Source organism: Flintibacter sp. SJQ-8 (assembly GCF_054108085.1).
In genome coordinates this window covers 799,629-813,046 of record NZ_JBPJWR010000016.1, presented here as the reverse complement: position 1 = coordinate 813,046, position 13,418 = coordinate 799,629, and the positions used below count along the sequence as shown (strand labels likewise).

Annotated in this window: 11 protein-coding genes and 1 pseudogene; 8 read left to right on the top strand and 4 right to left on the bottom strand. The window is 49.9% G+C overall.

Annotated features, from left to right (window positions below; translation table 11 throughout):
- Positions 1 to 8: 8 nt before the first annotated feature.
- Genes ACSAMP_RS15520 through ACSAMP_RS15505 form a run of 4 tightly spaced genes read right to left on the bottom strand, consistent with a single transcriptional unit; the run spans position 9 to position 2,855 of the window.
- Positions 9 to 935, bottom strand: a complete 927-nt coding sequence (locus ACSAMP_RS15520; RefSeq protein ID WP_002304314.1) for a ParB/RepB/Spo0J family partition protein — start codon at positions 933 to 935, stop codon at positions 9 to 11.
- Entirely contained in the window at positions 892 to 1,719 is an 828-nt protein-coding gene (locus ACSAMP_RS15515; RefSeq protein WP_002304313.1) for a ParA family protein, read from the bottom strand. The genes ACSAMP_RS15520 and ACSAMP_RS15515 overlap by 44 nt, the downstream gene beginning before the upstream one ends.
- Positions 1,720 to 1,725: 6 nt before the next feature.
- Positions 1,726 to 2,655, bottom strand: coding sequence for a DUF6017 domain-containing protein (locus tag ACSAMP_RS15510; RefSeq protein ID WP_002304312.1), 930 nt, complete (start codon positions 2,653 to 2,655; stop codon positions 1,726 to 1,728).
- A complete protein-coding gene (locus ACSAMP_RS15505; RefSeq protein WP_223385014.1) occupies positions 2,652 to 2,855 on the bottom strand; it encodes a hypothetical protein in 204 nt (67 codons plus the stop codon). Before ACSAMP_RS15505 ends, ACSAMP_RS15510 begins: the two co-directional genes overlap by 4 nt.
- A 918-nt stretch (positions 2,856 to 3,773) precedes the next feature.
- Between ACSAMP_RS15505 and ACSAMP_RS15500 the strand changes: the two genes are divergently transcribed.
- The 8 genes and pseudogenes from ACSAMP_RS15500 to ACSAMP_RS15465 form a co-directional block, all read left to right on the top strand.
- Positions 3,774 to 4,910, top strand: coding sequence for a MarR family transcriptional regulator (locus ACSAMP_RS15500; RefSeq protein WP_009258069.1), 1,137 nt, complete (start codon positions 3,774 to 3,776; stop codon positions 4,908 to 4,910).
- Positions 4,911 to 4,926: 16 nt separating this feature from the next.
- Entirely contained in the window at positions 4,927 to 5,478 is a 552-nt protein-coding gene (locus ACSAMP_RS15495) for a hypothetical protein (RefSeq protein WP_009258068.1), read from the top strand.
- Between the two features lie 249 nt (positions 5,479 to 5,727).
- Positions 5,728 to 6,123, top strand: a complete 396-nt coding sequence (locus ACSAMP_RS15490) for a hypothetical protein (RefSeq protein WP_009258067.1) — start codon at positions 5,728 to 5,730, stop codon at positions 6,121 to 6,123.
- Between the two features lie 40 nt (positions 6,124 to 6,163).
- On the top strand, positions 6,164 to 6,874 hold the full coding sequence (locus tag ACSAMP_RS15485) for a hypothetical protein (RefSeq protein ID WP_009258066.1): 711 nt from the start codon (positions 6,164 to 6,166) through the stop codon (positions 6,872 to 6,874).
- A gap of 11 nt (positions 6,875 to 6,885) precedes the next feature.
- Positions 6,886 to 7,878, top strand: a complete 993-nt coding sequence (locus ACSAMP_RS15480) for a hypothetical protein (RefSeq protein WP_009258065.1) — start codon at positions 6,886 to 6,888, stop codon at positions 7,876 to 7,878.
- On the top strand, positions 7,878 to 9,254 hold the full coding sequence (locus tag ACSAMP_RS15475; RefSeq protein ID WP_071698952.1) for a C39 family peptidase: 1,377 nt from the start codon (positions 7,878 to 7,880) through the stop codon (positions 9,252 to 9,254). The genes ACSAMP_RS15480 and ACSAMP_RS15475 overlap by 1 nt, the downstream gene beginning before the upstream one ends.
- A gap of 36 nt (positions 9,255 to 9,290) precedes the next feature.
- The gene (locus tag ACSAMP_RS15470) at positions 9,291 to 12,356 is read left to right on the top strand and encodes a VirB4 family type IV secretion system protein (RefSeq protein WP_071698951.1); all 3,066 of its coding nucleotides are present in this window, start codon (positions 9,291 to 9,293) and stop codon (positions 12,354 to 12,356) included.
- 285 nt (positions 12,357 to 12,641) lie between these two features.
- Positions 12,642 to 13,388: pseudogene (locus ACSAMP_RS15465) on the top strand (radical SAM protein); the annotation flags it as partial.
- Positions 13,389 to 13,418: the final 30 nt, after the last annotated feature.

Sequence of the window (13,418 nt, the reverse complement as noted above, 5' to 3'; positions counted from 1 at the left end):
TTTTTACCTTACCTTTCCATTGATTTTTCTCTTTTTTTCTGCCATTGCTCCAAAAGCTGAATGATTTTATCCTCCATCTGCTTGTTGGTATAGGACTTCGGGAAGTATTTTCGCAACGAATCCGTTTTGAAGGTTACTCTGTCCAGCTCTCCCTTCTTGATTTCATTCATAATCTCGCACATCGCATCCAGCGTACACTCGCCCTCCTGTGCGAGCTTTTTAATTCGCTGTGCTTGCGAAAGGGAAGGAGCTGCTTGAGCATAATCCATTGCAGAAAGAAAATCCTTCTGTTCTTCACTTGCCAGATAGGAAAGCTCCACCGCAGGATTGAATTTGATCTGACCCGTATCTACCATATCCAGCAGTTCCGGAATCAGTTCGGTCAGACGGATATAACGGTGTACCTGATTTCTGCTTTCTCCTGCCTCCTGACCGACTATATCCATTGCCTGCAACTTCATCCCAACTTGGGATGAAGTTAAATCGGTGCGTTGACCTTGATGTTTAATCGCATCCAGCTTCATCTTATAAGCAAATGCTCTTTCACTCGGCAGGATACTCTCCCTCTGCAAATTCGCATCAACCATCAAAATAATGGCTGCATCATCGTCCAGGTCACGAACAATCGCAGGCATGGTTTCCTTACCCGCAAGCTCCGATGCCCGGTGCCGCCTGTGACCAGAAACGATTTCATAACCACCGTCGGGGTCAGGACGGACAATCGCAGGAGTGAGAACTCCGAAATCTCGGACGCTCTCTGCCGTTTTCATCATTTCTTCATCATCAACCACACGGAAGGGGTGTCCCTCAAAGGGGTGTAGCTCAGAAAGCGGAATTTCCTGCACACGCTCCTGCTGGGCTTCAGCTCTGGATTGATCGGTGGAGAAAATATCATCGTACCCCTTCAAGCTGATGTTTGCGCCTTTTTTCTGCATTGTTTAACACCTCCTTCGTCAGAATTTTATAGGCTTCGGCAACTTTGCCTTTGGGATCATGCTTGAAGATACTGGTTCCCTCTGCGCTGATTTCCTCTGCACGGACAGAGCGGGGAATGTCGGTCTTGTAAACCTTCAGCTTTCCGCCGTAGCTCTCCCGAATCAGATTGCTGATGTCTTTGGAGTAGTTGGTGCGGCTGTCCACCATCGTCAGAAGAATCCCTTCAATCCTCAGTTTCGGGTTGATTTGCCTCTTGACCTTGTTGATGGTTCCAAGCAGCTGTTCCAGACCCTTTGCAGGAAGGTATGCTGCCTGAACCGGTATCAGCACATTGTCGGCAGCTGCCAACGCATTGACGGTCAGCATACCCAAAGACGGCATACAGTCAAGAAGAATGTAATCATAATTCTGTTTGACTGTATCCAGGTATTGCCGGAGAATGGTTTCCCGGCTCATGGCATTGACCAGTGCTACCTCCATACCTGAGAGTTCGATGTTGGACGGCACCAAATCAACGCCCTCCGGATGATGAAGAATCCCTTCATCGGGAGTAATAGGGTTTTCCATCATAATCTTTCCCATCAGATCGGAAAGTGTCGGAGACAGATCATCCGGGCAGGGATTGCCCAAACTGACCGTCAGGGAAGCCTGGGGATCGGTGTCTACCAGAAGCACCTTTTTTCCTTCAAGAGCCAAGCCAACGCCCAGATTCTCGGTGGTGGTGGTCTTTCCAGTGCCTCCTTTCTGATTGACCACCGCAATGATGGTTGCTTTTTTCGACATTTATCGTCACTCTCCTTCCTCTCGCTTCATTTTCAATTTCTTAAATCCTCCTTCCAAATATCCGTGTGACATATCGTGCCGAACAAGAGCATCGTAGTAGGTGTCTATTGTCGTCGGCGCATTGTATATCGTAGTCAGCATATACTGACGGATATTTCTAATCTTTGTGGTGTTCTCCTTGAAGCAGTCCATAACATATCGAATGTGTTCGGCATTCAGTTTCATAAACCGACTGCGGACAATTTCTGCCGGACGCTCCTCTGCACCAATGCGAATCAACGGTCGCTTCGTGCAAACTGTTTCAACGATCAACTCCAGAATGTTATCCAGCATTTCGGAATCGTAAGGGTAATCCTTCTTCAACAAATCCATACTGAGCTGATCCGAGAAATAATCAAAGTATTCTTGATACCGGTCATTCTCGTCCATCATTCCACCATTTCCGGAAGGAAAGATAGAATCAGTATCACTAAATTCAGTATTTTTAATATCAGTATTATTACATTGTGATTTCGGAAGTTCTTGAGTTGTGATTTCCATTGTTCCAGAATTGTGATTTTCACAATTCAAGAGTTGTGAATCCACAGCAGAGATAAAGTTCTTCACATAGATCAGGTTGGGCTTTCCCAAACCCTGGCGCTTACGTTCAATCAATCCTGCTTTCTTCTCAAGTTCACTGAGCAGCTTGATAGCCTTTTGTTCAGCACAGTTCAGAGCCATCTTCGCTTCGTCGATTGTAAAAATGATATACACTCTACCGTTTTTATCTATCCAACCATTCTTGGCAGACAGGCTCATGCGGTCAAGCAAAATGCCATACAGCATCTTGGCATCGGCAGAAATATTCCAGAACCTCTCGTTCGTGAACAACACCTTCGGAACTCGATAGAATGTGAATAGATCGGATTGCTGACCGTAAAAATAATCAAAACTCACACGGCTTCACCACCTTCTTTCTGCGGAAAACTTTCTGTTGTCAGCGGAATGCTGCGGAAAGTCGTATCCGTCTTTTCGTAAGGACATCGGGCAAAATAGTAGAAGCGGTATTCCTGTTCATACACATCCATATCAACGAAGCCCCACTTCACGCATAACCTTCTTCGTACACCAACCAATGCACGGGTGATCTCGCCCATAGGGACAGCCATCACATTCCGACTTGGGTTTCGGCGGCAAAGAGATTAAGTAGTAGCAATTATTTCTACCCAGACGGCAGCCCTTTCTGCCATTCGTCCAGAAGTAGCAGTAATGACAGTCGCTCGGCTTGTCTGCGGTATAAACAGGCTTGCTCAAATAAAACACCTCCAATCTCTTGTATTTGCCCATGGGTTTGGGCATAAAAAAAGAGCGCCTATCCATCCCCAATGCGGGGCAAATAGACGCTCTATGTACATAACGATATTTAATTTTATCTGCTATAACTGCATGGTATTCAAAACATCCGCCTTTTTTGATTAGCTGGATTTTTGGCACGATTTTGGGGCTGATTAGCAGGAAGGGCATTTTCATTAGCAAGAACAGCCCGTTTTCTGCTAAAAATTAGCTGGCGATTTTGTCTTATAACAACCGTTCGATTCTGGAGGGGTTGTCAAAAATCAAATTTTGGAGTAGAATTTTATCTCATACAGTGAAAGAGCTTTTTCGTAGCTTTTTATATAAGAAAAGCCGAAAACCCTTGAAAACAAAGGCTTTCGGCGTTGTTCACTGGCGTCCATAAGAGGATTTGAACCTCCGACCCCACGCTTAGGAGAACAAATAACTCTTTGTCCTACGATTCCCTTACACTACATTCCGCTTCGTTTTGTGTCAATTTAGCCCAATGAATTTTTGGTTTCTCACGCCGTTTTGTGTCATTCTGCACAGTTTCAAGGCGCTGGAATACCTTTCGCGCAATTAGCAAAAAATTAGCAGACGGCATTTTTGAGCTTTTGTAAAAACGCAAATTAGCAGATTATTAGCAGAGCGGCCCGCCCGGGGTGTGTTATTTTTATACGCATCCCGGGCTATTTTATCATTTTTATGCAATAGAATCAATCTTAAAATAGGAGGTTTCCATGCCGGCTTATCAATTACAGATCAAACAGGTCGTGGATTACCCACGATGCCGGATTTATCGGCAATTCGTCCATCGGCTGATGGCAGACCGGAGCATTCGCACAAGCGGAGGCTCTGGTCTTTTTTATTTTACCGTACTTTGCAGCTACGCAAACTTCCGCACTTCATACCGCCGCATTGATGGTATTAGCTATACCATCTATCCGGGCGAATGGGTCTGCACACTCAAGGAAGTGTCCCAATGGTTTCGCACACGGTTTCAATGCCAGGCGTTGACAGTGCTGGAACAACTGCAGAAACAGCACTTTATCACTTTTCATACACTGGATCGCGGCAATGTGATCCGCTATAAAATTTGCGACTGGGCGCGGCATAACACGGTGCTTGAATATAATGCTCCCTGCCAAAAGGATACCGGCTTTTTCTTTCTGCCCGTTTCCGTTGTCACAGATCTCATCAGCACAAGCCGATGCTCCGAAATGGATATTATTCTGGACCTCTGGGTTTCAGCCGTCTACAACGATAATCAGGTACAGGGGTCAGACCTGGGGCCAGTAGTCTATTTCCGCAACGGCACCGGCAATCCTCTTGTTGCCTACACTGAACTGGCTGTCCGCTGGGGGGTGTCCCGGGCGACAGTCGGCCGCGTCCTCAAAAAGCTGGCCGCACTGGACTATATCTCCCTTATGTCCTTCCCGGGCCGACACGGCAGCGTGGTCTATTTGAAAAATTACCTGTCCACCATGTTTGAAATATCGGATGTTATGGTGGACAAAGAGGAGGTCGCTATGACGCTCAACATCCATTTGGAACTCCCCGATGAATCAGGCTCCAGCCAAAACACACCAAGTATAGAGCATGAGGTTATCGTTTCAAACGAACTCAATAGCGTTTCAAAATCGCACATTGAAATTATCATCCAAAAGATGGCTCAAATCCTGATGGCACAAGGGATTTCGTGCTTTGGTTGTCCCCTCTCCCGCTATAAGTTATATCCCTTATCGGGCGACTGCCGGGAAGATTTACTACCCCGCGCACGGGAACAGTCAACGCTCTGTTTTGGCTTGTCCATTCTGTGCGGGAACAGGCAGGTCACCACTTTTGAACTTACACTCTCTCCCGTCGCGGAGAATTGAATAAGGAGGTCTTACCATGAAGAAATTTGTTGAAAAAGATGTCGCAGAAAACCCGCTGTACCATGATACCTGGAAACTGTTGAAAAAATACCGCGATGTGGTGTGGAGCCTGGAAATTTCTGTCCAGCATGTGCGTTCCAAGTTTGAGATCGAATACGGCACATCCATCGAGGAATTTCTGGATTCCATCTATCTGGCCGGCGCCGATCTGAATGGGAGCGATATTGAACACCATGCTAAGTGCATTGAGCGCAGCCACAAAATGCTGAAACTTTTGGATTCAGCAGTCGAATTGCTTCGTACCCGCCACAAGAACGGCGAGGCCTATTACTGGCTGCTTTACTACTCCTTCCTCTCCCCGCAGCAACTCAAAAATGTGGAGGAGATCATCGAGAATTTGCGTCCGCATATCCGGGACATCTCATTCCGTACTTACTACCGCAGGCGCAGGGAAGCCATTGACGCACTCAGTTCCGTACTATGGGGGTACACCTCCAAAGACAGTTTGGATATGCTGGAACAGTTCTTTCCAGCGCCAAAACCAGATGAAAAGGCCAAGGGCAAATAATTGGCAGAATACGGGAATGAAATTGGCGCATTCCTGCCCTTGAGCCGTAAATCCTGGTGTGCTAAACTGAATATGCTCAAACTTGCACCCAAAACTGAATGCAGGCAGTGAACGGCACCTTTTTCAAGGTGCTTTTTTGCTGCCCTAATGACCGGCCGATTGGGGAGGGAGCCCGCATCTATTACAAGAGCTGCGGGCTCCTCTTTTGTTTGAGTCCCGCATATTACATTTGGATTGGAGGTCCGAAAATTGAAAAAACGCAAGATTCCTCACCAAAAGCGAAACGGCGATACCAGCCCTCCGCGCCGTTTTTCCATTGGCAGAATCGCTTATATGGCGTTTCTGTGTCCCACCGTCTCATTGATGTTCAGCCAGCCGGCCTTTGCCGCAACCGATGTTTGGACAAAGGCCACAGAAATCATGCAGGATGTCTACACGCAGATCCTCGCTATCTCCACGATTGCGGCCATTGTGACCGCTTCGGTAGCATTGCTGCTCATGAATTTCTCCCGTTCTGGTAAAACGGTGGATGAAAGCAGAGCTTGGCTCAAACGAATTGTTATCACCTGGGCCATCTTAAACAGTCTGGGCTTTATCATGTCCTATATCGTCCCCTTCTTTGAGGGTGGTCAGTGGGCAGGTTGATCGGCATCACATTGATACCCGACGAAAGGAGGCATGACCTATGGGTATTCTGGACGGCATTGTTGAATGGATTGCAGAGCAGGTCATGGCGGGCCTTGACTTGATAACCACCTCGGTTTTGGGGGCACTGGGCTGCGATATGGCGGTATTTCTGCGCTACTTTCCCGCGGCCGAAACGATGTACAGCGTTTTTGTGGCACTGGGCATCGGTATCATTCTCCTTAACTGGGTGTGGCAGCTGTTCAAGAACTTTGGCCTGGGAGCCGGTATTGAAGCGGAAGACCCGCTCAAATTGAGCATCCGGTCCGTCATTTTTATTCTTTTAGCGTTCTTCTCCAATGAGATTGTCAGCATGATCCTGACCATCGGCGGCACACCGTATAACTGGATTATGGATTCGGAGCTGCCGGCACTCAGTTTTGCGGATTTCAATTCTGTCATGCTGGTCATCATCGGGGTGTGCGCCAATGGGGCTGTGGCCCTTATCACTCTGATTTTAGTCATCATTCTGGCGTGGAACTACCTGAAGTTGCTGCTGGAAGCGGCAGAGCGATATGTATTGCTCGGCGTGCTGGTCTATACGGCTCCAGTAGCCTTTTCCATGGGGGCAAGCCAGACAACATCAAACATCTGGAAATCCTGGTGCCGGATGCTGGGCGGTCAGATTTTTCTTCTGCTGATGAACGCCTGGTGCCTGCGCCTGTTCACGAGCATGGTTGGTTCGTTTATCTCCAACCCGCTCTCTTTGTAAGGAGGGCCATTTTGAAAAGACTCAAGAAAATTTTGTTCCTTGCGCTGATGGTCGCAGCTCTCTCCTGTCTGTTCTGCCAGCCTGCTTTCGCTATTTCGGAGGAAGAAGTCCAGGCACAAGTGGACGCCGTAGGCAAAGAAGCCGTTTCGGGGAATGTGCTGATCTGGTTTATGTGCGCAATCGGATTTCTTAAAGTATCACAGAAGATCGATTCTTTTATGGCAAGTCTGGGCGTCAATGTCGGCCATACCGGAGGCAGTATGCTGGCGGAGGCTATGATTGCGGCCAGGGGATTCAGCGGATTTAAGAGCTTTGCCAGCAATCACTTTGCGGGAGGCCGCAGCAGTCATTCCTCCCATGTCCGTGCAAACGGTGGCGGAAAAGGCGGTGCTGGATTCGGCGCTGGTTTTGCCAGCGGTGGCTTGGCCGGCGTGATTAAAAGGAATGTTACCAATAATGCGGTCAAAACGGCCACAACGCCCCCGGATGCCAAGCCCTCCGGATTAAGTGGGCTGGTCGGCGGCGCTGCAGGCGGCATCGGTGGACATATCTACGCCTCCTCCGTAAGCAAAGGAGGCAATTTTGCCAACAATGTCATAGGATCGGTTGCTACCGGGAGTATCACCCAGATGGGAACTATGACCGGGGATAAAGCTGTAGAAGCTCTGCATTCCTACATGGGTCATGCGGCATTGGAGCCCGGGGCCGAGAATATTCCCACTTATCAGAATGTGGAGATTGGCGGCGGCCGCATTACCGGCACAGAAGTCACTCCGGAGCATCCAGAAGGCATCGCTTTTGGTATGTATCATGCAGACCAGTATGTGGCGCCGGAAGGCCAATACACAACCGTTCACGCTGTAGATGGTACTGCCTGGTATAAGCAGTATGCCGCGGATGCGGTTGAAAAATCCCCCTATATGGCACCGGACGGCTCGATTGCCTATCACGAATCCATCGTGAAGAAACTGCCGCCTACTCCCAAAAGAAAGGACAAACTCTAATGGCTGAAGAACAAAAAAACAGCTCCGCCGAAACAGTAGATGCTGCGGCCTCTGCCGCACATACGGTCAAAGGCGCTATCAAAGCTGGCAAGGCCATCTCTGGAGCAGCGAAAGGCGCTGCCGCCGCCGGCCCCTATGGGGCTGTGGCTGGGGCCGTCTGGGCCGGCCGAAAGCACATCGGCAAAATCATTGCCGTCATTGCCATTCTGCTTTTGCTGCCTGTCCTTTTCCTCCTGATGCTGCCCGGCCTGATTTTTGGAGGGCTGGTCAATGCCTTTTCACCAGCTGATCCTGACACGCCTATCCTCAACAGCGAAACCGCCATCGTAGAAAACGCCAACGACATTACCTTTGCCATCAACGCCATTCTGGGTGAGGCGCTGGATGATGTGATGGCCCGTATCGAAGTGGACTTTGCCTCTTCTGGCGCCGACAAAATGGAGGTCAAAAACCCCTATTCTTCCGGCCTGGTCTACAACGCCAACCTCATCGTTTCACAGTATTGCGCTGCCCGGGATGAAGACTTTGAGAGCATTTCGCTGGATGACCTGTCCACTGTCCTGCGGGAGAACAAAGAGCATCTATACTCTTATACCAGTGTGCGGGAGAGCCGTGAGGTCACATCCGAAGATCCGGAGACCGGTGAGGAAACCATCTCCACCGAGATCTGGATGATCTATACCATTCGCTACAACGGCGAGTCTTATCTTGCCGACCATGTTTTCGCGCTTACGGATGAGCAGAAAGAACTGGCGTCCGATTATGCCTCTAACCTAAGTCTCTTTTTAGGCGACGGCCTGCTGCAAAATGTGGACGAGTGGACAGGGAACAGTATCCCCTCCCTTGGAGATGTAACCTTTACCGACGGCGGGACCCCGGTTGTTTATTACAATCAGCTGGATGAACGCTATGCCAGTCAACCCTATGGCACCGATAACATCGGCGGCTATGGGTGCGGGCCCACCGCCATGGCAATCGTGGTTTCCTCCCTCACGGACGATATGGTAGACCCGGTGGAAATGGCAAAGTGGTCATATGACAATGGCTATTGGTGCAAAAGCAGCGGCTCTTATCACGCATTGATCCCTGCTGCTGCGGAGGAATGGGGCCTTCCGGTATCCGGCTGCACGACTTCCGAGCCCCAGCGGATTCTGGACGCTCTCGCAGATGGCAAGCTGGTCGTGGCAATTATGTCCGAAGGCCATTTTACCTCATCCGGCCACTTCATTGTTCTCCGTGGCGTAAAAGACGGCCAGATCATGGTGGCTGACCCGGCCAGTTACAAGCGAAGCGGGCAGTTGTGGGATCTGTCCATCATCTTAAATGAAGCAAGCCGCCGTGCGGCAGCAGGCGGTCCTTTCTGGATTATTGGCTGACCGCACCGCACCCCGGCATCAGAAACGAGGTAATACATGAGCAACAAGAATGACCATGATATTTATATCATACCGCCGAACTTCATAGAAACAGGCACTTTTTTTGGCGGTATGTTCCGTGCGCGGAATGTGATTGAAGCCGGCATCCTGGCACTTGCCATTGGGACGCCGGTTTTTTTGTGCCTTCCATTTGGGCTGACCGCCCGCATTATTGCTTTATGCCTGACTGCGCTCCCGGTGGCATTGGTTGCCCTCATTGGCATTTCAGGGGAAAGTCTCTCGCAGTTTCTGATCACTTTTCTGAAATACCTGCGGAATCGCCGCGTTGTCGGCGGTGACGGTGAACAGCCCTGTGAAAAAACGGCTCCCTCCAAATCAGCCGGCAAGCATCTCAAACAGAAGCCTCCAAAGGAGAGAAAGCCCAAGGCGCCGAAGCGCCGGCGGTCTGGTGAAGCAGATTTCCCCGCTGAGTTTGATGAAGTCCGCGGATATGAAATCCGTGAAAAGCTCCGGCCCAAGAAAAATGCTAAAAAGGATCGTCCTGCCAAGGGCAATAAGGCAAAAAAGAACGCAAAAAAGCGCCATGAAAAGGAACGCCTGCCCAAACGCCCCGCCCGTGTCAAGGAGCAGAAGCCCGCCTGCCTCAATCCAGTGGCGGATTATCTGCCCATTGAGAAAGTGGAGAACGGCATTATCTATACCAAAGACCATCGCTTTGTCAAGGTGGTCGAAGTTGTCCCCATCAACTTTATGCTGCGCAGCGCCCGGGAACAGAGGAATATCATCTACTCCTTCGTTTCGTACCTGAAGATCTCGCCCATCAAGCTCCAAATCAAGGTTCTGACCCGCCGTGCGGACATCAACCGCCACCTGGACACGGTGCGCCAGGAGATGGCCCATGAGGAAAACGAGCAGTGCCGCTTGATGCAGGAGGATTACCTGAACTTTGTGCAGCAGGTCGGCTCCCGGGAAGCTGTGACCCGGCGGTTTTTCCTGATTTTCGAGTATGAGCCCTGGGCCAATACCCGGCGCTCCGAACAGGAAGATGAGGCAATCCAATCTCTCCAAAGTGCTGTCCACACGGCATCCAATTACCTGCGTCAATGCGGCAACGAGGTCGTTGTCCACGAAAACGAGGACGAATTTACCGTAGATGTTTTCTATAATTTGTTGTGCCGAAATGAAAGTGCGGTCAAGCCCCTGTCGGTACGGGCACAGGAAATTGTGGCACAGTATCTCGACAAGGGGCGGGAGGGCGAGATTGACCGCATCCCGGCGGCTGAATTTGCTGCTCCCAAAAGCATCGACTTCACCCATGGACGGTATCTCTGCATAGACGGGCTGTACTATACTTATCTGCTCGTCCCATCAGATGGTTACAAAACACAGGTGCCCGCGGGCTGGCTGAGTTTGATCGTCAATGCCGGTGATGGCATTGACCTCGATATGTTTCTTTCACGCCAACCCAAAGAGCGCATTATTCAGCGGGTCGGCCAGCAGCTCCGCATCAACCGGTCAAAAATCAAGGATGCCAGCGACACGAACACGGACTTCGATGATATAGACGGCGCTATTCGGAGCGGCTATTTTCTGAAGGAGGGCCTTGCGAATAACGAAGATTTCTATTATCTCAACTTGTTGATTACTGTGACTGCCCCTTCTGTGGAGGACCTGGAGTGGAAGGCCAGCGAAATAAAAAAGCTCCTGCTTTCGCAGGATATGGATGTCTGCAACTGCCATTTTCGGGAGGAGCAGGCATTTTGTTCTGCCCTCCCGCTGGTTTCCATGGAAAAGGGACTGTTCGAGCGTGGTAAGCGCAACCTGTTGACTGGAGGCGCGGCCAGCTGCTATCCGTTCACTTCGTTTGAGATGTGCGATGACAATGGAATCCTTCTGGGGGTCAACAAATATAACAGTTCCCTCATCATCGTGGATATTTTCAACTCTGCGATTTACAAGAACGCCAATATGGCGATCCTGGGTACCAGCGGCGCAGGCAAGACCTTTACGATGCAGCTCATGGCGTTAAGAATGAGGCGGAAAAACATTCCCGTTTTCATCATTGCACCGTTGAAGGGGCACGAATTCCACCGTGCCTGTGCCAATGTAGGCGGGGAGTTTATCCAGATTTCCCCGGCCAGCCCGCACTGCATCAATGTGATGGAGATCCGCAAGGTGGATCGGTCGGTCAGTGAGCTTCTGGACGGGCCGGGAATCCAGCTCTCCGAACTGGCCGCCAAAATCCAGCAACTCCACATATTTTTCAGTCTGTTGATCCCTGATATGTCTCACGAGGAACGACAGCTGTTGGATGAGGCTCTGATCCGCACCTACAATTCCAAAGGTATCACTCATGACAACGCCTCATTGGAAGACCCGGCCAATCCGGGCTACTACCGGGAGATGCCGGTGCTGGGCGATTTATATGAGATTTTGAAGGCCGCCCCGGAAACCACTCGCATGGCCCATATCCTCAACCGTCTGGTGAATGGCTCCGCCAGTACCTTTAACAAGCAGACCAATGTGCGGCTGGATAATAAGTACACCGTACTGGATATTTCCTCGCTTACTGGTGATTTGCTGACTGTGGGGATGTTCGTGGCCCTTGATTTCGTTTGGGACCGCGCCAAAGCTGACCGCACCGAGGAAAAAGCCATTTTTATTGACGAGTGCTGGCAGCTTCTTTCCGGCGCAGGCGCCACGGGTACCAGGCTGGCCGGTGATTTCGTTTTGGAAATTTTCAAGACGATTCGCGGCTTCGGTGGATCAGCGATCTGCGCCAGCCAGGACCTTAACGACTTTTTCAATCTGGACGAAGGCCGTTTCGGGAAAGGCATCATCAACAACAGCAAGACTAAGATCATTCTCAATCTGGAGGATGACGAAGCGGAGCGTGTCCAGGAAACCCTCCATCTCTCTGACGCAGAAACGATGGAGGTCACACACTTTGAGCGCGGCAGCGGTCTGATCTCCACCAATAACAACAATATCATGGTGGAGTTCAAGGCCAGTCCATTGGAAAAAGATCTCATAACCACAGACCGCAGGGAACTGCGGGAGCTTTTGGAGCGCAAGCGCCAAGAACAAGCTGATTCCGCTTAAAAGGCATTTTCTCTGGGAGGTGCGGAAGCGCCTCCCTTTATTGCGCGGAGTAGTGTAAAGAACATGGTTGGATGCTTTACCAACAGACGGCGGGGCAGTACCGTCCTCCGCAACCATTTAGAATTTTATATGAGGTGAGTCCAATGTATTCGACAATAAAGTAATCAAACAATGAATTTAGAGGTGATATAAAGCGAGTTTAAGAGTTTCTTTAAGCAAGTTGGAGGCAATGAAGGCGACAAATGCAAATATAACACCCGTTTAGATACTTACGGCTGCGGCTGTCAACACAACTGTAACTACTGCTATGCCCGTTCATTGCTTCATTTTCGTGGATTATGGGATGCGGCGCATCCTCGTGTTGCAGACATTGAAAAGGTCCGGCGGAAAATCCGCAGTCTCCCATCCGGAAGCATCATCAGGCTTGGAGGCATGACAGACTGTTTTCAGCCCTGTGAACTCCAGTACCACACTACCTACCAGACCATCCAGGAGATGAATCTATGCAGGGTAAGCTATCTCATCGTCACGAAGTCTGCACTTCCCGCTGCCCCGGAGTATTTAGAGATCTTGGACAAGGAACTGGCCCATATTCAAATTACCGTGACCTGCCTGGACGATGCACAAACCGCCCAATTTGAAAAGGCCAGTCCTCCCAGCCAGCGCATCCGCGCAATTCAGGCTCTGCAAGCGGAAGGGTATGATGTGGCAATCCGATTAAGCCCCATCATCGAGGAATACATGGATTTCGACAAGCTGAATGATTTGGGAATTGAGCGGTGTGTGGTTGAATTTCTGCGCGTCAATTCGTGGATTAAGCAGTGGTTTCGGGGTGTTGATTTCTCTAAATATACCGTGCGGCAGGGAGGCTACCATCATCTTCCTTTGAAAGAAAAGCAGCGGATCGTGGAAAAAATCCATATTCCGCAGAAGACAATCTGTGAAGATGTAACGGAACACTATCAATTCTGGAGGGATTTTGTAAATCCCAATAAAGAGGATTGCTGTAATCTCCGGAAAACGCATCATTGACAGTTCCAATACGCCTATAAGACGCCTTTT

What these genes read in the sequence shown, in the direction of transcription:
- ACSAMP_RS15520 (WP_002304314.1), bottom strand. Translation starts at nt 935, where the DNA reads ATGCAGAAAAAAGGCGCAAACATCAGCTTGAAGGGGTACGATGATATT.
- ACSAMP_RS15515 (WP_002304313.1), bottom strand. Translation starts at nt 1,719, where the DNA reads ATGTCGAAAAAAGCAACCATCATTGCGGTGGTCAATCAGAAAGGAGGC.
- ACSAMP_RS15505 (WP_223385014.1), bottom strand. Translation starts at nt 2,855, where the DNA reads ATGGGCGAGATCACCCGTGCATTGGTTGGTGTACGAAGAAGGTTATGC.
- ACSAMP_RS15500 (WP_009258069.1), top strand. Translation starts at nt 3,774, where the DNA reads ATGCCGGCTTATCAATTACAGATCAAACAGGTCGTGGATTACCCACGA.
- ACSAMP_RS15495 (WP_009258068.1), top strand. Translation starts at nt 4,927, where the DNA reads ATGAAGAAATTTGTTGAAAAAGATGTCGCAGAAAACCCGCTGTACCAT.
- ACSAMP_RS15485 (WP_009258066.1), top strand. Translation starts at nt 6,164, where the DNA reads ATGGGTATTCTGGACGGCATTGTTGAATGGATTGCAGAGCAGGTCATG.
- ACSAMP_RS15475 (WP_071698952.1), top strand. Translation starts at nt 7,878, where the DNA reads ATGGCTGAAGAACAAAAAAACAGCTCCGCCGAAACAGTAGATGCTGCG.
- ACSAMP_RS15470 (WP_071698951.1), top strand. Translation starts at nt 9,291, where the DNA reads ATGAGCAACAAGAATGACCATGATATTTATATCATACCGCCGAACTTC.